The organism is Bradyrhizobium neotropicale (genome assembly GCF_001641695.1).
Lineage (GTDB): Bacteria > Pseudomonadota > Alphaproteobacteria > Rhizobiales > Xanthobacteraceae > Bradyrhizobium > Bradyrhizobium neotropicale.
The window spans coordinates 1-17996 of sequence record NZ_LSEF01000057.1; the positions used below are offsets into that span (position 1 = coordinate 1).

Consider the following 17996-nt stretch of genomic DNA (forward strand, 5'->3'; position numbering starts at 1 on the left):
GGGCGGATTCAACCGCTCGTCGCAACACTCCGTGTATCGCTCACTCGGAGCAATTCGTCGAGGGTTTCTGCCGGTGTTTTCCAGCCGAGGGTTTTGCGGGGCCTTGTGTTGAGTGCAAGAGCCACGGCCTCCAGATCATCGGCATCGTGCATGCTGAGATCCGTCCCCTTTGGAAAGTACTGGCGCAGCAACCCATTCGTGTTCTCGTTGGTGCCGCGCTGCCACGGGCTGTGAGGGTCGCAAAAGTAGACCTGCACGCCTGCATCGATCTTCAGACGCGCGTGCTGAGCCAGCTCAGCTCCTTGATCCCAGGTTAGAGACCGCCGCAGTCGCTCGGGCATGGTGAAGATTGCGCGGGTGATGGCGTCTCGCACCGCCTCAGCGCCATGTCCGGCGAGTGCAGGTCCATTCTTCACGCGAGCATCCTGTTCCTGACCGGTCATGCGCGGCAAATGCAGCAGAATGGTAAAACGGCTCGTGCGCTCCACCAAAGTGCCGATCGCGGAACTACCGAGGCCCATGATGAGGTCACCTTCCCAGTGACCCGGCACAGCTCGATCGGCAGCTTCCGCCGGACGTTGACTGATCATGATCTCGGAAGGAATGAAGCTTCTGCCTTTGCGGGCGCGCGCCCTCGGCATCCGCAAGGCCCGCCCAGTGCGCAAGCAGGCCGTCAGTTCACGGCGCAAAGCTCCTCGACCCTGCACATAAAGGGCCTGATAAATTGCCTCGTGACTGATGCGCATCGTCTCATCCTCGGGAAAGTCGAGCCGAAGTCGCCGAGAAATCTGTTCCGGGCTCCATGCCGTCGCCCAGCGTCGGTTTTGCCGATGCACCGCCCGGCGGCCCTTCCACACGACCTTCGGGCCAACGAGGAGCGCCCCGTCTGGCTTAGCGATCATACCGGCAAGCCTGTCCTGCACATAATCCCGCAGGGTCGGGTTGATTGCCAACTTCGCAAACTTGGGCCGTCGGGCGGACTGATCAGCATGCCATTGTGCCGTGGTCGCCCGGTACTCTGGAGCGCCATGGCGGCGCGCCACATTGCGACGGAGCTCACGGGAGATCGTGCATGGAGGCCGGCCGAGCTGACGAGCGATGGCTCGCACCCCATGCCCCTGCGCGCGCAAGATGGCAATCTCCTCACGTTCGGCGAACGACAGGTAGCGCTCCGACCGAGGTTTGGACGATCGCGACAAATGTGTTGGCGGCATACCGCCCGCCCTCCGGAACCAGCGTACTCCGACCGACGGCGACACCCCGGCCTCAACCGCAGCATCCCCGCTCGATCGCCCCAAGGCAATCGCAGTCCAGAACGGTCTATAATCTTCTCGTAGGACCTCTCGGGGACGATCTGTCCGCACACGCTTCTCCATCGCAACCTCTTTTGCTCGAGTGTTGCGACGAGCGGTTGAATCCGCCCTGGATGCCCCGGTCAAGTGTTCAGCCCGGGGACATGACCGACGGGTGTTCGCGGCGGCGCTTTGCTTCGCTTGATCGTGCGCTTACGCCGCTTCTTCCTTCTGCTGCGCGTCGTAGCGGCGCTGGGCGGCGAGCACGTCTTTCAGATTCTGCTCGGCCCAATCGCGCAAGGGATCGACTGCCGCGGCCAGCGTCAGGCCGAGCTGGGTGATCGAATACTCCACCGTCACCGGCACGGTTGCTATGGCGTGGCGCTTGATCAGTCCGTCGCGTTCGAGTGACTTGAGAACCTGGCTGAGCATCTTCTGCGAAATGCCTTCAATCGTCCGACGCAACTGATTGAAGCGCATCGGCTCCTCGCGCAGCAGCAACAGGATCAGCACCGCCCATTTGTCGCCGACGCGATCGAGGATCTGGCGTGTCGGGCAGTTGGCTGCATAGACGTCGGGTTTCATCTCCGCTCCTCGCGCTCTGGTCCGGTTACTGTCGCCGGTTACTCCTGCGTAATCAGGTAAGCACAAAGTGCTCTCTTAACACCAGCATTCTTTGCGATATCTAGTCTCCGTCAGTTACCACAGAAGCAAAGGAGCCTTCCATGAAAATTGCTGTTGCCGGCGCCTCGGGCCGGGCCGGGTCGGAGATCACCAAGGAACTGTCCCGCCGCGGTCATAGCGTGACCGCCATTGCCCGGAACCCCGAGAAGATTGCTGCGCTGCCGAACGTCACGCCCACCAAGGGAGACGTGCTCGATCAGGCCGGCCTGACCAAGCTCTTCGCCGGGCATGACGTCGCGGTAAGTTCCGTGCACTTCCTGGCCAGCGATCCCTACAAGCTGATCGGCGCAGCCAAGGCGTCCGGGGTCGGTCGTTATCTCGTCGTCGGCGGCGCCGGCAGCCTCGAAGTTGCTCCTGGCGTGAAGCTGGTCACAACCCCCGGTTTTCCGGCCCAATACAAGGCCGAGGCCGAGGCAGGTTCGGTGTTCCTCGACCTGCTGCGGCAAGAGAAGGGCCTCAACTGGACCTTCATCTCGCCCTCCGCACTGTTCATTGAAGGGGAACGCACGGGCAAGTTCCGGCTCGGGACCGATCAGCTTCTCGCAGATGCGAACGGGAAAAGCTGGATCACCTTCGCCGACTACGCCATCGCGCTCGCCGATGAGATCGAGCGTCCGGCTCATCTGAAACGGCGTTTCACGGTCGGTTACTGAGCCCCGCGGCCGCCCCCGGGCTCTTCCGGATAAACGTTCCTGTGCAAGGGCTTGGGGGCGGTAACTGCATGCTCAGGGAAATATTGTCTGTCACAGGAGGCCGCTATATAAGGCCCGGCTCAACGGACCCGTTTCGTTGCGAGTCGTTGCTTAAAAAGATAGGCCGCCCTTGGAAAAGTTGAAAAACTACCGACCGACCGAAAAAGAGCCTTTCATGAACGACCGGCAGAAGGAGTACTTCCGTTTGAAGCTCCTCGCCTGGAAGGATGAGATCCTCAAAGAGTCCAAGCTCACCCTGCAGGCTCTGCAGGAGGAGAACGTGAACCACCCCGATCTTGCCGATCGGGCATCGTCCGAAACCGACCGCGCCATCGAACTCCGCGCCCGCGACCGCCAGCGCAAGTTGATCGCCAAGATCGACGCCGCGCTCCAGCGCATCGAGGACAACACCTATGGCTATTGCGAGGAAACCGGCGAGCCGATCTCGTTGAAGCGGCTCGAGGCCCGGCCCATCGCGACGCTCTCGGTGGAGGCGCAGGAGCGCCACGAGAAACGCGAGAAGGTCTATCGCGACGAATAAAAGATGAGCCGCCGCGTGCGGCTCTTTTTTTGACACGAACGCGCAGCTTCGCGCCGTGACTGGTCTTTTGCCTGCAGGTCGAAGCCGAACGTTCCAGTGCCGGGTCGCGATCGCGAAAAATGAATCGTGATCAATGGCCTAGACTCAACTCCTGCGAACTCACGTGAGTTCACATGAGAAACAGCCTTCACTTCAGGTGCGGGAGGTTTTGCGAGTCGGGTCAATGAGTTCGACTCGGCGGTTGAGGCGGCTGTTCTGCGGCTTCACACATCGCCGCAAATCACGCCTCCGGCGTCGCCTGCGAGACCGCGAGGCGCGCGCCCCCATAAACCCTGGACCAGCTCAACAATTCCTTAAACGCCGGCAACAGGCCGTAGGCCGCCTCCGTCAGCTCGTATTCGACCCGTAGCGGTTTCTCCGCGAAGGCGGTGCGTGACACCAGGCCATCCTGCTCCAATTCGCGCAATTGCGTGGTCAGCATGTGCTGAGTGATGCCGGCGATCGAGCGCCGCAACGCGCCAAAGCGCATGGTTCCGTTCATCAGCGAAAACAGGATCTCGAACTTCCACTTGCCTCCGAGCGCATGGATCGCGTGCTTGAACTCGGCAAGCTGCGCCGGGTCAGGGCTGCAGTCGCAATCGCCGTCGCAAGGCGCCGCAGTCAGGTTTTCCATACCGGTCTCGAATTTCATTCTACTTGTTCCCAAGGAGATAGTGACCAGATGCGGCCGGTAGCAGGGCTTGGCGGACATGAATTTGCCGGCCCGGACGACCGAGGGATTTGCGACATGAGCACTGTACTGGTCACGGGCGGGTCTGGTTTCGTCGGCATCCATGCCGTCCTGCAATTGCTGGCAGCCGGCCATGCGGTGCGGACCACCGTCCGCCGGCCGGATCGGAAGGCTGATGTAGCAGCGATGCTGCGCGAGGGCGGGGCGGCTTCGCCCGAAAGCCTGTCGTTCTTTACGGCCGATCTCACCAAAGATGACGGTTGGCGCGAAGCGGTCGAGGGGTGCGATTACGTGCTGCACGTCGCCTCACCTTTGTCGACCAGCGTGCCGAAGGACGAGAACGAGATGATCATTCCGGCCCGCGACGGCACGCTCCGGGTGCTGCGCGCCGCGCGCGACTCCGGCGTCAGACGCGTCGTCATCACCTCGTCGCTGGGCGCGATCGGCTACGGTCATCCGCCGCGCGAAAAGCCGTTCGACGAGACCGACTGGACCAATCTCGATGACGCCGATGTGCAGCCTTACGTGAAGTCCAAGACGCTGGCCGAGCGGGCGGCCTGGGATTTCGTCGCGCGCGAGGGCGGCGGGCTGGAACTGTCGGTCGTCAACCCCACCGGCATTTTCGGCCCCGTGCTGGGGCCGGACTTCTCCGGCTCGATCGAGATCATCAAGTCGTTGCTCGACGGCGCCATGCCGGCGGTGCCGCGGATCTATTTCGGGCTGGTCGACGTGCGCGACGTGGTCGACCTACACCTGCGCGCCATGACCGCGCCGGAGGCCAAGGGCGAGCGCTTCATTGCGGTCTCCGGCGAGACGCTGTCGGTTCTCGACATCGCCAGGGTGTTACGCCGGGAACTCGGGCCGCGGGCGCGCCGGGTTCCACGCCTGCAGGCCCCGGACTGGGTGGTGCGCCTGGCCGCGCGCCGTGTTCCCCTGCTGCGCGCCGTCGTGCCCATGCTCGGCAAGGTCCGCAAATCTACCAGCGCCAAGGCGAGGCGGCTGCTTGGCTGGCAGCCGCGCTCCAATGAGGAGGCGATCCTCAGCACGGCTGAGAGCCTGATCCGGCTCGGCCTGGTCAAGGCCTGAGGCCTGGCACCACCTGCGCTTGTCAGGCCGGGGCGGGGATGCTGAAGTGCGTCGCACAGTAGGGTAGCGTGGGAGGGCGGCGCCGATGGATAGAATTCTCGAAGCCGCAAAGGCGATCGCGCAGGCGCGCCGCAACCATGCACCACTCAAGGCGCTGGAGGTTCCACCGGCCGACGAGGCTGAGGGTTATCAGGTCCAGCGCGCGCTGCATGATCTCCTGCTCAAGCAGGTCGGCCCGCTCGTCGGCTACAAGATCGGCTGCACCAGCCAGGTGATGCAGGAGTATATCGGCATCCCGCACCCCTGCGGCGGCGGCGTGTTCGAGAAGGTCGTGCACGACAGCGGCGTGAAGCTTGCCGCGTCCGACTATGTCCGCGTCGGGGTCGAATGCGAGATCGCGGTGCGGCTGAAGCGCGACCTTGCGCCCGGCGAGGCGCCTTTCACGGCCGAATGGGTCGGCGAGGCGGTCGAGGCCTATCACCCCGCGATCGAGATCGTCGACGACCGCTACGTGGAGTGGGAGAGCATGGGCGCGCCGACGCTGATCGCGGACGATTTCTTCGCCGCCGGCTGTGTGCTGGGACCGTCGGTCGAACGCACGTCCATGGCGGACCTGAAAGCGGTCAAGGGCCGCGCCATCGTCAATGGCAAGGAGGTCAGCCGCGGCACCGGCGCCGACGTGCTCGGCCATCCCCACAACGCGCTCGCCTGGCTCGCCAATCACCTCGCCGCCGAAGGCAAGGGGCTGCATGCCGGCCAGCTCGTGCTGACAGGCAGTCTGGTCAAGACGCTGTGGCTGAAACCCGGCGACAAGGTGCGGATGGAGCTGGAGGGGCTGGGCGTGGTGGAGGCAGAGTTCAGCTAAGGGGCCGACATCTCCGCGGCACCCATCGCGCTTCAGGGGCGTGGCTTCGACGTCGATACCAAGAGCTGGCCCTGTGATCCTCGCGGCTCTGATCCCGGGGCCTCCCTTTCCCGTGCGCCGATCGCGATGCGCCGCTCGTAATGGCGGGCCAAATCCATGAGGCGCTTCTTGATGAGGGGATCGGCCGTCTCGGCAAGCTCCCGGACGGTCCTGAGACGCTCCCGGCAGAATTCTTCGTCCATCGCAGACACTCGGCTAAACAATGCTGAGCTTACGCCGGCGTGTTCAAGTTCCGTGTGAAGGAGCTCACTAAATCCCGGAAGGTTTCTATTGCCGGAATTCGTCGAGCGCTCGACATCGCTGCCTTCGCAAAATACATGCGGCCCTCGCCAGGGGAGCTAGCGAGGGCCGCGTAGTACATCGTCGTTCGCGCCTAGGTTCGCGAACACGATGTGGGAGCTCGGGAGAGGTTAGAAGGGCAGCAGCACGTCCATGACTTGCTGGCCGTAGCGTGGCTGCTGCACGTCCATGATCTGGCCGCGGCCGCCATAGGCGATGCGGGCTTGCGCGATCTTGCTGGAGTCGATGGTGTTGTCGCTCTGGATGTCTTCGGGGCGGACGATGCCGGCGACCACGAGCTCGCGGATCTCGTAGTTGACGCGGATCTCCTGCTTGCCCTCGACCACGAGATTGCCGTTCGGCAGCACCTGGGTGACGACCGCGGCGACGTTGGTCTGTAACGCCTCCTGGCGATTGACCGAGCCCTTGCCGTCGCTGGAGGCGGTGGCGTCGGCGGTGAGGATGCGGCCGGGCAGGATCTTCAGTGGCTGCGTGACCGTCTTAGCGCCGATGAAGTCGGTGATGCCCGAGTCTTCCTTGTTGGTGCGGCTGCGCTGGGTCTCGTTGGCGATGTTGGCCTTGTCGGTGATGTTCACGGTCACGGTCAGGAGGTCGCCGACCTGGTGCGCGCGCTGGTCCTTGAAGAAGGCGCGGCTGCCGTTCCGCCACAGCGAGTTCGGATTATAGGAGACCACTTCCGGCTTCGGCATCGGCATCTGCACCGGCTTGTAGCCGGGCTGCGTGGTCGGGTTGTCGATCGCCGACAGTTTTGGTTGCTCGCCGATCTGCGACAGCCGATCGATCGAGGAGCAGCCGCTTGCAAGCGCACAAATTGCCAGCAGCAGGCCGGAGATCGCGATGCGACGGAGACGGGCAGCGGAACTGAAAGCGGACATGACTTACTCTGACTTGGCTGGAGCGCGCGAGACTTGAACTTGCGGAATCTGGGCTTGTGCGATTTGGGCCGGGGAGGCAGGCGTCTGGATCAGGCTCTGGGCGAGGGCTGCGGCCGCGGGTGTCTCGCGCTGGAGCGACGAGGTCTGCTCCACCGCCGGCGCCATCGGCGCGGACTGGCTCGCGCCCTGCACCGTGACCTGGCCGCGGCCGGTCACGACGCCGGTCAGCGTGCGCTTGGATTGCAGGTTGAGCACGCTGACGGTGTCGCCCTCGGCGCCGCTCTCGATCGCCTTGCCGCGCGTGGTGAGGTAGAGGCCGGGCACCTGGTAGATGATGGTGATGTTCTGATCGCGCTGCACGAAGTCGGGCTTGACGATGTCGGCGACGCGGATCGGTGTGCCGGCCCGCATCGGACGGCGCAGCTGCATGCCGACGGTGCGGTCGCGCGAGGCGGGCTCCCCGATGACCTCCGCCTTCGGCCGGCGCTCCAGCGCGAGGTCGGAGGCCTTGAGCAGCTCGGCGCGCTCGATGTCGCGTGTGAGCACGGCGACCTCGACGGTCTCGATCGCGGTTCCGGTGAAGCGCAGCTTGGTCGGGGCCGGATTGTTGTCGTTGGCGATCTCGAAGCTGAGGTCGAAGCGGCCGCTGCGCGCATCGTAGCGGGTCGCGACCGGCTGGAGCGCGCCGGTGTTGGAGGCATCGAGCCGCAGCTCGGAGACGCCGCGGTCGAAGGTCACGGTGATGTTGGCGGCATCGCCGAGGCCGAAGCGGCGCTCCAGCGCCGAGGCGACTGCAAGCTCGAGGTCCTTGTTGGCGAAGGTGCGGGCGAGCCTGGTGACCGAGACCTCCTTGATGTCGCCGGTCATCACGCCGATCACCTGTTTTGCGCGCAGCACCGCGAGGACTTGCGCAACCGGCAGCGCGCCGGTGGTGCCGAGGTCGGGCGAGCGGTAGACCGGGATCAGCGCGGCCGAGCCGGCGTTGTCGATGAGATCGCCGACCCGCACCACGTCGGAGGTAACGGTGACGCTCGCGCGCAGCGTCGGCGCCGCGATGCCGTCGTCGGCGGCCTGCGCCGGCAGCGCCAGCGCGGCGAGGATGGAGATGGTGGCAAGCGTCGTGCGGAGCATCGTCATCACCTCAGCGGAACAGTGCCGTGGTCGATTGCATCATCTGGTCGGCGGCGCTGATCACCTTGGCGTTCATCTCGTAGGCGCGTTGGGCGGCGATCAGGTCGCTCATCTCCGAGACGACGTCGACATTGGCCTGCTCGAGGCTGCCTTGCGTGATGTTGCCGTATCCCTCGGCGGTCGCGGTGCCGTCCTGCGGCGGACCGGAGGAGGGCGTCTCGGTGAACTGATTGTTGCCGACCGGCTGCAGGCCGGCCTTGTTGATGAAGCGGGTGAGGCCGATCTGGCCGAGGATGGTCGAGCTCGACGAGCCCGGCAGCGTCACCGAGACCTGGCCCTGCACGTTGACGGTGAGACCCGAGGCGTTGTTCGGGATCGTGATCGTCGGCTGCACCGGGTTGCCCTGCGCGGTGACGATGCGGCCCTGGTTGTCCATCTGGAAGGTGCCGTCGCGGGTGTACTGGTAGGTGCCGTCGGGCATCAGGATCTTGAAGAAGCCTTCGCCCGAGATCGCGAGGTCGAGGTCGTTGCCGGTCTGCGACAGCGTGCCTTGCGTCATGCTGCGCGGCGTGCCGACGGTCTTGACGCCGCCGCCGATGTCGACGCCGACCGGCAGGATGGTGCCCTGGTCGGACGACTGCGCGCCGACGCGGCGGACGTGCTCGTAGATCAGGTCCTGGAACGAGGCGGTCTGCTTCTTGAAGCCGGTGGTGCGCAGGTTGGCGATGTTGTTGGAGATCACCTGAACGTTGAGTTCCTGTGCCGCCATTCCGGTCGCTGCGGTGTGAAGCGCCTGCATGTCAGTTCTCCCCTAATCAGGCCGGAACGTCGGCGAGCTTCTCGATCGCCGATTTGTGGAGGTCGCTCTGCTGCTGCAGCAGGTTGGCGATGGCGGTGTAGCTGCGCATCACCTCGACCATCCGGCTCATCTCGCCGACCGCGTTGACGTTCGACTTCTCGATGTAGCCCTGCTGCACGGTGGATTTGGTGTCGGCCTGCTGGGTGGCGGAGCCGGCGCCATAGAGATTGGCGCCGAGCTTGGTCAGCTTGGCCGGATCGTCGAACGACACCATGCGGATCTTGCCGCGGATCGAATCGGTCTTTGCCGTACCCTCGAGCACGGTGACGGTGCCGTCCGGGGCGACGTTGATGTCGTGGTCGGTCGGCTGGAAGGTGATCGGGCCGCCGGTGCCGAGCACGAGGTTGCCGTCGGAGGTGACGAGCTGGCCGGTGTTGTTGAGGGAGAACTTGCCGTCGCGGGTGTAGCTCTCGCCGCCATTGGTCTGCACGGCGAAATAGGCGTTGCCGTTGATCGCCATGTCGAGCGGGTTGTTGGTCGCCTCCATCGGCCCCTGGCCGATGTCGCGGAAGGTGCCGCGGTCCTGCACATAGGAGACCCGGCGGTCGGACCCGAGGAAATTGTCTTCATGCGCGTTCGAGTTGAGGAACTCCTCGAACAGCGAATGATCGGCCTTGAAGCCGTTGGTATTGGCATTGGCGACGTTGTTGGCGATGACATCCATCTGCCGTTCCAACGTCATCTGCCGTGACAGGCCGATCAGAAGCGCGTTCTGCATCGGATGGTTCTCCCCTGATTGAGGCCTGCCTCGTCGCTCTCCCAAGCGCCTTGGCGGACCCCTTGAACGAGACCATCAGGCTCTCCCAAACCGTCGGGTCTCGGCCCTTTCTCAGCGAAAGCCGTGCCAACTCAGAAAATCGCTTGATTACAATGGTTTGTGAATTTTTCGCCGGCGCCGGGAGGCGGCAGAAAGGTTCTGTTGACCATGTTTGCCCGGCAGATTTTTCCTAGCGACGGGCCGATCGAAAGGTTCCGTTAACCATTATTACCGTAGCGTTTGCACGTAAGAGGAGCGCATTGCGCTGGGGCATTTGTATCGCGTCACTGTCTGCCAGGGGGCTTCGCTCTTACGACCCGTTAAGATGAGCGAGCCCGGCGACCATGGCAGAGAACGAAGCGGAAGGCGGCGCAGCCGCTGAGGGCGCGGAAGCCGCTGCCCCGAAGAACAAGCTCAAGCTGATCATCATGGCCGTCGGTCTGCTCGCTGTCCTCGGCGGCGGTGCCGCGACCTGGTTCTTCTTCTTCCGCCACGGGGACGACGAGCATCATGCCGAGGCGGCGCCTCCGCCGAAGCCGCCGGCCTTCGTCGATGTGCCCGACATGATGGTCAACCTCGCCGGCGCACCCGGCGAGCGCGTGCAATATCTGCGGCTGAAGATCGTGCTGGAGCTGAAGGAAGAGAAGCAGATCGAGGCGATCAAGCCGACGATGCCGCGCGTCACCGACATCTTCCAGACCTATGTCCGGGAACTGCGCCCCTCCGACCTCAACGGCTCCGCCGGCATCTTCCGTCTCAAGGAGGAGTTGACCAAGCGCGTCAACGCAGCGGTCGCGCCGATTCAGGTCAGCGCGGTGCTGTTCAAGGAAGTCGTGGTACAGTGAGGCTGATGGGCTAGCGCCATGGCGGGCAACGATCAAGTCGACCAGGATGCCATAGCCGCCCAATGGGAGGCCTCGCTTGATTCCGAGGATCCCGCGGAGGCCGCGAAGGCTGCTGCCGAGAACGAACTATCCGAGACCATGGCCCTGCAATGGGCGGCCATGGTCGAGGACGGCAGCCGCGATCTCGGCACCGGCAAGAACAGCGGCGAACGCGTGCTGTCGCAGGAGGAGATCGACAATCTCCTCGGCTTCGCGGTCGGCGACGTCACGCTGGACGACCATTCCGGCATCCGCGCCATCATCGATTCGGCGATGGTCTCCTACGAGCGTCTGCCGATGCTCGAAATCGTCTTCGACCGCCTGGTGCGGTTGCTGACGACGTCCTTGCGCAATTTCACCTCGGACAACGTCGAAGTCTCGCTCGACCGCATCACCTCGGTGCGCTTCGGCGACTACATGAACTCGATCCCGCTGCCGGCCGTGCTCTCGGTGTTCAAGGCCGAGGAGTGGGAAAACTTCGGCATGGCGGTGGTCGACTCCAACCTGATCTATTCGATGATCGACGTGCTGCTCGGCGGCCGTCGCGGTACGAGCCAGCTCCGCATCGAGGGCAGGCCCTACACCACGATCGAGACCGAGCTGGTCAAGCGCCTGGTCGAGGTGGTGCTGACCGACGCCGAGCAGGCGTTCCGGCCGCTGTCGCCGGTGACCTTCACGATCGATCGGCTCGAGACCAATCCGCGCTTTGCCGCGATCAGCCGGCCCGCCAACGCCGCGATCTTGGTGCGCCTGCGCATCGACATGGAAGATCGCGGCGGCAATATCGAGCTGTTGCTGCCCTACGCGACCATCGAGCCGATCCGGGGCGTCCTGCTCCAGATGTTCATGGGCGAAAAGTTCGGCCGCGACACGATCTGGGAAGGCCATTTCGCCACCGAGATTGCGCAGGCCGAGATCGCCGTCGATGCCGTGCTCTATGAGGCCGACATTCCGCTCAAGCAGCTGATGCGGCTGAAGGTCGGCGACACGCTGCCGCTCGAAATGCGCGCAGACGCCAACGTGAGCGTGCGCTGCGGCAACGTCATGCTCACCGAGGGGCGGATGGGGCGGGTCGGCGACCGGGTCGCGATCCGCGTGACGAAACCCCTGCGCAAGCCAGGTACGACACTTGCGATGTTCGAGAAGGTGGACGAACAGAACAAGATGATGGAGGCCCCATGAACCACTCCCTGGGAATGGCGATCGAGACGCTGGTGGCTATCCTGCTGATGCTGACGATCGGCTACTGCATCCTGCTGAACAAGCGGCTGACGCGGCTGAAGGCGGATGAGCATTCGCTGAAGGCCGTTATCGCCGAGCTGATCACTGCGACCGAGATCGCCGAGCGTGCGATCGGCGGGCTGAAGCTCGCGGTGCGCGACGTCAACGAGAATCTCGGCAGCCAGCTCGCCGCCGCGACCCAGATGTCCGACCAGCTCTACAAGCAGCTCGGCGAGGCCGACAACGTGGTGCGCCGCCTCTCCAAGATCGCGATCGCCGCGCGCCCCGTGACCAATCCGGAAACGATCGCCGCGCCGGTGGCCAAGCCGTCCTCGGCGAAGGCGGTGGCGGCGGCGGCCGAAGCGTTCTCCGAGCGCAGGAAGTCCAATGGTCTGGCCGCATAAAGTGCAGGAATGAAGTCCTTTCGTAATATCCGCGTCATTCCCGTCGTCCTGATTGCGGTCGCAGGTCTCGCCACGCTGAAGGTGGCCGGCCTCGTGATCAACGGCGGCTATGTGTTCGATTACCAGCCGAAACCGACCAAGAAGTCCTGGGCGCAGGAGAATCTGAATTTCCCGACCGGGCGCGAGGATCCTGACATCACGGGATCGACGCATGGGGCGCCGAAAGAGGCCCCCAAGCCCGCCGCGCCCGAGACCAGGCCCGAGGGCGCGGTGATCAAGCCGGAGGAGGCCCAGCCGCAGGTCTCGGCCTCCGAGCGGGCGATCCTCGAACGGTTGCAGACGCGCCGCCAGGAGATCGAGGCCCGTCAGCGCGAGATCGATATCCGCGAGAGCCTGCTGAAGTCGGCCGAAAAGCGCATCGAATCCAAGGTCGAGGAGATGAAGGCGGTGGAATCCCGCATCTCCGCGACCGCGGCCGAGCAGAAGGCCGCCGAGGCCCAGCGCATGAAAGGCCTCGTCACCATGTATGAGGGCATGAAGCCGAAGGATGCCGCGCGGGTCTTCGATCGGCTCGAGATGAGCGTGCTGATCGAGATCGCCTCGCAGATCGCCCCGCGAAAGATGTCGGACATCATGGGACTGATGTCGCCGGAAGCCGCCGAGCGGCTGACGGTCGAGATGGCGCGCCGTGCCAACGGCGGCGGGGATCAGGCCGCTTCCGCGGCCGATCTCCCCAAGATCGATGGCAAGCCGACGCAAAAGCCGAACTGACGTCGCGCGTCTACTTCGCCGGCCGCGGCTGACCGCTCTGTGCGGCAAGCCTCGCAGTCGTCAAGTTGAGCAACGTCTTGCCGGGAAGCGCCGTCTTCAATTTTTGCCTGGCAACCGCCGCCTTCGTGACTCGGGTCACGAGATTGAGCGTGCTGTGGCAATCGGCGCATTCGTAGAGCTTCATGGCATATCCGCGAGACACTGGAACAATGGCCACCAGTGCTCTCGCCCTGCTGCACACAATGCAGTTGGCTTCTCCGCGCATCGATCGACCCCCCAAGCTGACCAATCCGAATTTGCGTCGCGGCGACATCGTCAATGCAGTCTGAGTCGCTCATTGTCCGCAACGAATCCGGGGTTGTGCGGGCGCGCGCAGCAACCGCATGAATTTGCCGTGCGCAGCAATTCACGCTGCGGCTGCGGTGATCGCGAGCTTCATCTTGTAGGGATGCGATGAGTTGACGCGTGCAATTGTGAGCTGGAATACACTTGCCTTGAACGGAATATCTTAGGGTGAAGTATCCGCAATCAGCGTCGCGGGAGGGAGCAATGAACCAGTGCTCGTCCGCAGCGGAACGCGCGATCGAGGCCGTCAACCGTCTGCTTATCGTCACATTGACGTACGCCTGGACAGCCACGCTGACCCATCAGCACATCATGCTGCCCTTGGAGGAAGCCGAAGGCGAGCTTTCGTCGCAGGAGCATTCCGCCGCGGCGGATCTCGTCCGCAGACCGAATTAGAGAATATTTCGCACCTTTGCCGCGGATTGCAATCACCCCGCGATGTCATGACGACCGGGCGGCCCATCCGGCCGGTGTCCGGGCGCGCGACGGCAGAGTGTTAACAACCCCTTAAGCGCCGGTTCCGCAGATTCGATGCGCCAACGCTTGAGCTCACAGCCGGGCGTCGCAACGCTGCGCCAAGTCACTGCCAAGTCAATTCGTCAAGACAGCATTAACAAGTCCTTAATTGGCAAAACCTACAGTCGATGGCACGGGCCGGCGCCATTGCCGGCAAGGACTGTCGAACCCGGAAGAAATGCCGCCAATGGCGCAGAAGGCCGCCGCTGGATTTGTGTCGCGAGCCCGCGCCCTGGCGCGAGCCTTGCCGCGTCATGTCCGCAAGGCATCCATGCTGGCGGCCTGTCTCCTGATCGGCACCGGCGCGGCCCGAGCGGCCGATCCGATCCGGGGTGAGGCGACCTTTTCGGCCGCGGGCGGCTTTGCCCGTCTCGTGATCAAGCTCGGTGAAGATGTTCCTTCCGAGGTGACGACCGCCGGCTCGATCCTCATCATCCGCTTCGACCGGCCGGTCGACGTTCCCGTCGACCGCGTCCCGGAAGGCGCGCCTGACTACGTCAACTCCGCCCGCCGCGATCCCGACGGCGGAGCGATCCGGCTGTCGCTGGCGCGGCGCGTCACCGTCAACACCATGAATGCGGGCGAACGGACCTTCATCGACCTCCTGCCGGAGGGCTGGAAAGGAGCGCCGCCGCCTTTGCCGATGGACGTGGTCAAGGAGCTGGCCGAGCGCGCGCGGGTCGCCGAGCGTGCGCTGCGCGCCCAGCGGGCCGCGGCCGAGACCAAGAAGCGTCCGCCGATCCGCGTGCGCGCCTCGGTGCAGCCGACCTTCGTACGCTTCGTGTTCGAGATGCCCGACGGCGTCGGCGTCTCCTCGGTGCTCAACGAGCAGAAGCTCACGCTCGCCTTCAACGCCAACCTCAATTTCGACCTGGCCGATGCGGTCGTCGCCGCGCCGCCGAACGTCGCCTCGATCAAGCAGAAGGCCGACATCGACCAGACCACCGTCGACATCGTGCTGATTGGCGATGCCGACGTCCACTCGTTCCGCGACGAGAAGAACTACGTCGTCGACGTCGCCTTCCAGGCGGACAAGGGCAAGGCCGCTGCGACGCCCGAGGCGGTGATCGCGCAGGCCAAGCCTGTCGCTGCGCATGGAGCGCATCCTGCCGCCGAAAAGCCCGCGGCTGAGAAGCCGAAGGAGACCCATCGCGAGATCACGCCGCCGACGTCAGAGGCGATCGCGCGCGAGGCCAGGATCGAGATCAAGCCGGACAGCAAGCCGGAAGTCGTACCCGCCGTGCCAGCTGTCGAAGCGCCGCCCGCTGCGGAGGCGCCCAAGCCTGTGGCGCCCACCGCCGAAGTTGCTGCACCGGCAGTTCCCTATACCCCGGCAACTCCAGCGGTTGTCGAGACGCCCAAGGAGTCGGTGAACGAGGCCGCGAAGGAGCCGGTCAAGGAGAGCGCCAAGGAGCCCGTCAAGGCCGCGCCTGCCGAGGCTCCGGCAGCGCCGCAGGCAGCCGCGGCCAGCGTCGACGTTCGGCGCGACAGCGACGGTCTGCGCGTCACGTTTCCGCTTCAGGTCTCGTCTCCCGCGGCGGCGTTCCGTCGCGGCGACACTGTGTGGCTGGTGTTCGATTCCCCGAAGCCGATTGACGTCGAGGCGATCCGTGCCAAGGGCGGTGCGATGATCGGCGAGGTCGGCCGCCTTCCGCTCGACCAGGGACAGGCGGTCCGCATCCGTCTCACCCGTCCGCTGGTCTACTCGCTGACGAGCGAGGAGGTTGGCAAGGAGACCAACTGGCTCTTGACGCTCGCCGACAAGATCCAGGCGACGCCGCTGCCGCTGATGATCTCGCGCAACATCACCGATCCGGCGCTTGCCAACATCGCGATCCCTTTCGCTGGCCCCGGCCATCTGCACAAGCTCGCCGATCCCGACGCCGGCGACACGCTCTACGTCGTCACCGCGCAGCGCCCGATCCGCGGCTTCATCAAGCGCCAGGATCTCGTCGATCTCTCGCTCTTGGAGTCCGCGCACGGCATCGCCATCCGGCCGAATTCCGACGAGGTCGGCGTCGAGGTCGGGTCCGACAAGGTTATCCTCGGCAAGAAGGGCGGCCTGACGCTGTCGCCGGTCGACATCTCCGCCGAGCGCGCGCCGACCGCAGTGCGGCCGATCTTCAGTCCGGAAGGCTGGCGCAAGGGCCAGTCCGAGAACTTCATCGCGCGTCAGAACGATCTGGTCACGGCAATCTCGGCCGTCGAACCGGCACAGCGCTCGCTGCCGCGGCTCGATCTCGCGCAGTTCTACATGTCGCGCGGCATGTATCACGAGGCCAAGGCCATCACCGACGTCATGCTGAGCGATCCCCTGAACAAGGAGGAGAGCGGCGCGCTGATCATGCATGCGATCGCGAGCATCCTGATCGGCCGTCCGGCGCAGGGCCTGAAGGATCTCGCCAATCCCGTGATCGGCAACAGCCACGATTCGCAGCTCTGGAAGGCGCTCGCGTTCGCGCGCCAGGGCAAATGGGCGGATGCGCGCGAGAAGTTCAAGAACGTCGAATTCGCCATCGCCTCGCTGCCGCTCGACATCCAGCGCATCGTGACGATGGATGCGATGCGCGCCGCGCTCGAGGTGAAGGACTATGCCGGCGCCTCCAAGCGCCGCAGCGAGATCGAGGTGGTCGGCGTACCGCCCGAGGCGGCGCCCGGCTTTGCCGTGCTGCGCGGCCGGCTCGCCGAGGCGCTCGGCCACGACAAGGACGCGCTCGACGACTACAAATTCGCGGTTGCCTCGGATGACCGGCAGGCTGCGGCCGAGGCCAAGCAGCTCGAGATCGCGCTCCGGCAGAAGCGCGACGAGATCACCAAGGACGACGCGCTGCGCGAGCTCGAGATCCTGGCGATGACCTGGCGGGGCGATTCGATCGAGGTGAAGACGCTCCAGATGCTGGCGAAGATGTATGCCGAGATGGGGCGCTATCGGGATGCGCTTGCCGCCGCGCGCATCGCAACCAAGCTGCAGCCGAACGCGGAGGCTTCGCGCCAGGCGCAGGACCTCGCCTCGGAACTCTTCACGCAGATATTCCTCGGGCCGAAGGGTGACGAGCTGCCGCCGATCGAGGCGCTCGGCATGTTCTACGAGTTCCGCGAGCTGACGCCGATCGGCCGGCGCGGGGACGAATTGATCCGCCGCCTTGCCGACCGTCTGGCCTCGATCGATCTGCTCGACCAGGCCGCAGAGCTCCTGCAATACCAGGTCGATCATCGCCTCGAAGGCGCGGCGCGCGCCCAGGTCGCCGCGCGCCTCGCCATGGTCTATCTCGCCAATCGCAAGCCGGACATGGCGATCTCGGCGCTTCGCGCCAGCCGCATCAGCGATCTCTCCGGCGAGCTGCGCCAGCAGCGCCTGCTGCTGGAGGCGCGCGCGCAGAGCGACGTCGGCCGCCACGATCTCGCGCTCGACATCGTCTCCAACGTCACCGGGCGCGAGGTGATCCGGCTCCGCTCCGACATCTTCTGGGCGGCGCGGCGCTGGCGCGAGTCCGCCGAGCAGATCGAGCTCTACTACGGTGACCGCTTCCGCGACTTCAAGCCGCTCAATGCCGTCGAGAAGAGCGACGTGATCCGCGCCGCGGTGGGCTACGCGCTCGCCGACGACACGATTGGCCTCGCACGCTTTCGCGAGAAATACGCGCCCTTGATGAGCGAGAGCGCCGACCGGCTCGCCTTCGACATCGCGAGCAAGCCGGCTGCAGCCTCCAGCGCCGAATTCGCCGAGATCGCCAAGCTCGCCGCCAGCGTCGATACCCTCGACGGCTTCCTGCGCGAGATGAAGCAGCGGTTCCCCGACGCCACCGCGCGTGCGCCGGCGGCGCCGCAGGCCAAGGACGAGACCGAGCACACCGGCTCGCTGCCGACGATTCCGGTCGTGCGCCAGATCAAGATGACGCGGTAGGATCCCCGCTACCTTCGGCCTCTCGACAGGTGCCCATCGAAGCGGCAACCTGTGGGCGTTCATGCCGGGAGAGAGTTGA

The 17996-nt window shown here is 64.9% G+C and carries 18 protein-coding genes; 10 read left to right on the top strand and 8 right to left on the bottom strand.

The genetic code is table 11. The annotated features are described in order from the left end of the window. Positions 1-8 precede the first annotated feature (8 nt). The gene (locus tag AXW67_RS18165) at positions 9-1376 is read right to left on the bottom strand and encodes an IS30 family transposase (RefSeq protein WP_201723621.1); all 1368 of its coding nucleotides are present in this window, start codon (positions 1374-1376) and stop codon (positions 9-11) included. Between the two features lie 129 nt (positions 1377-1505). Further along, the gene (locus AXW67_RS18170) at positions 1506-1877 is read right to left on the bottom strand and encodes a winged helix-turn-helix transcriptional regulator (RefSeq protein WP_027552655.1); all 372 of its coding nucleotides are present in this window, start codon (positions 1875-1877) and stop codon (positions 1506-1508) included. A gap of 140 nt (positions 1878-2017) precedes the next feature. Here AXW67_RS18170 and AXW67_RS18175 point away from each other — a divergent pair, with 140 nt between their 5' ends. Both AXW67_RS18175 and dksA read left to right on the top strand, forming a co-directional pair. Continuing rightward, positions 2018-2629, top strand: a complete 612-nt coding sequence (locus AXW67_RS18175) for an NAD(P)-dependent oxidoreductase (RefSeq protein WP_063678973.1) — start codon at positions 2018-2020, stop codon at positions 2627-2629. 214 nt (positions 2630-2843) lie between these two features. Further along, positions 2844-3209, top strand: a complete 366-nt coding sequence (dksA, locus tag AXW67_RS18180; RefSeq protein WP_085966600.1) for an RNA polymerase-binding protein DksA — start codon at positions 2844-2846, stop codon at positions 3207-3209. Positions 3210-3489: 280 nt separating this feature from the next. Here the strand turns inward: dksA and AXW67_RS18185 are convergent, their stop codons facing one another. Beyond that, positions 3490-3900 carry a winged helix-turn-helix transcriptional regulator gene (locus AXW67_RS18185; RefSeq protein WP_201723689.1) on the bottom strand — a complete coding sequence of 137 codons (411 nt, stop codon included), beginning with the start codon at positions 3898-3900 and terminating at the stop codon, positions 3490-3492. A 96-nt stretch (positions 3901-3996) separates the two neighbouring features. Between AXW67_RS18185 and AXW67_RS18190 the strand changes: the two genes are divergently transcribed. Next, positions 3997-5025: an SDR family oxidoreductase gene (locus tag AXW67_RS18190; RefSeq protein WP_063678974.1), complete on the top strand. Its 1029-nt coding sequence runs from the start codon at positions 3997-3999 to the stop codon at positions 5023-5025. A gap of 85 nt (positions 5026-5110) precedes the next feature. Then, entirely contained in the window at positions 5111-5890 is a 780-nt protein-coding gene (locus AXW67_RS18195; RefSeq protein WP_063678975.1) for a 2-keto-4-pentenoate hydratase, read from the top strand. 470 nt (positions 5891-6360) lie between these two features. Here AXW67_RS18195 and flgH read toward each other — a convergent pair whose 3' ends face one another. From flgH to flgF, 4 genes are read right to left on the bottom strand one after another with little or no spacing between them, the layout of a single operon-like run. Next, on the bottom strand, positions 6361-7125 hold the full coding sequence (flgH, locus tag AXW67_RS18205) for a flagellar basal body L-ring protein FlgH (RefSeq protein WP_063678977.1): 765 nt from the start codon (positions 7123-7125) through the stop codon (positions 6361-6363). A gap of 3 nt (positions 7126-7128) precedes the next feature. Next, entirely contained in the window at positions 7129-8256 is a 1128-nt protein-coding gene (flgA, locus tag AXW67_RS18210) for a flagellar basal body P-ring formation chaperone FlgA (RefSeq protein WP_063678994.1), read from the bottom strand. A gap of 10 nt (positions 8257-8266) precedes the next feature. Continuing rightward, on the bottom strand, positions 8267-9055 hold the full coding sequence (gene flgG / locus AXW67_RS18215) for a flagellar basal-body rod protein FlgG (RefSeq protein WP_027552648.1): 789 nt from the start codon (positions 9053-9055) through the stop codon (positions 8267-8269). Between the two features lie 16 nt (positions 9056-9071). Then, positions 9072-9833 carry a flagellar basal-body rod protein FlgF gene (flgF, locus tag AXW67_RS18220; protein WP_027552647.1) on the bottom strand — a complete coding sequence of 254 codons (762 nt, stop codon included), beginning with the start codon at positions 9831-9833 and terminating at the stop codon, positions 9072-9074. A 383-nt stretch (positions 9834-10216) separates the two neighbouring features. Between flgF and fliL the strand changes: the two genes are divergently transcribed. From fliL to AXW67_RS18240, 4 genes are read left to right on the top strand one after another with little or no spacing between them, the layout of a single operon-like run. Further along, positions 10217-10717: a flagellar basal body-associated protein FliL gene (gene fliL, locus AXW67_RS18225; protein WP_027552646.1), complete on the top strand. Its 501-nt coding sequence runs from the start codon at positions 10217-10219 to the stop codon at positions 10715-10717. Between the two features lie 18 nt (positions 10718-10735). Continuing rightward, on the top strand, positions 10736-11938 hold the full coding sequence (fliM, locus tag AXW67_RS18230) for a flagellar motor switch protein FliM (RefSeq protein WP_027552645.1): 1203 nt from the start codon (positions 10736-10738) through the stop codon (positions 11936-11938). Then, positions 11935-12381, top strand: coding sequence for a DUF6468 domain-containing protein (locus AXW67_RS18235; protein WP_027552644.1), 447 nt, complete (start codon positions 11935-11937; stop codon positions 12379-12381). The genes fliM and AXW67_RS18235 overlap by 4 nt, the downstream gene beginning before the upstream one ends. Before the next feature lie 9 nt (positions 12382-12390). Beyond that, positions 12391-13152: a MotE family protein gene (locus AXW67_RS18240; protein WP_063678978.1), complete on the top strand. Its 762-nt coding sequence runs from the start codon at positions 12391-12393 to the stop codon at positions 13150-13152. A gap of 10 nt (positions 13153-13162) precedes the next feature. On the opposite strand, the gene AXW67_RS42765 is transcribed toward AXW67_RS18240, so the two are convergent. Next, positions 13163-13336 (bottom strand): hypothetical protein, encoded by a 174-nt coding sequence (locus AXW67_RS42765; RefSeq protein ID WP_156918015.1) that lies wholly within the window; start codon positions 13334-13336, stop codon positions 13163-13165. 365 nt (positions 13337-13701) lie between these two features. On the opposite strand from AXW67_RS42765, the gene AXW67_RS18245 reads away from it, so the two are divergent. Continuing rightward, on the top strand, positions 13702-13893 hold the full coding sequence (locus AXW67_RS18245; protein ID WP_063678979.1) for a hypothetical protein: 192 nt from the start codon (positions 13702-13704) through the stop codon (positions 13891-13893). 307 nt (positions 13894-14200) lie between these two features. Continuing rightward, positions 14201-17917, top strand: coding sequence for a tetratricopeptide repeat protein (locus AXW67_RS18250; protein WP_063678980.1), 3717 nt, complete (start codon positions 14201-14203; stop codon positions 17915-17917). Positions 17918-17996 lie beyond the last annotated feature (79 nt).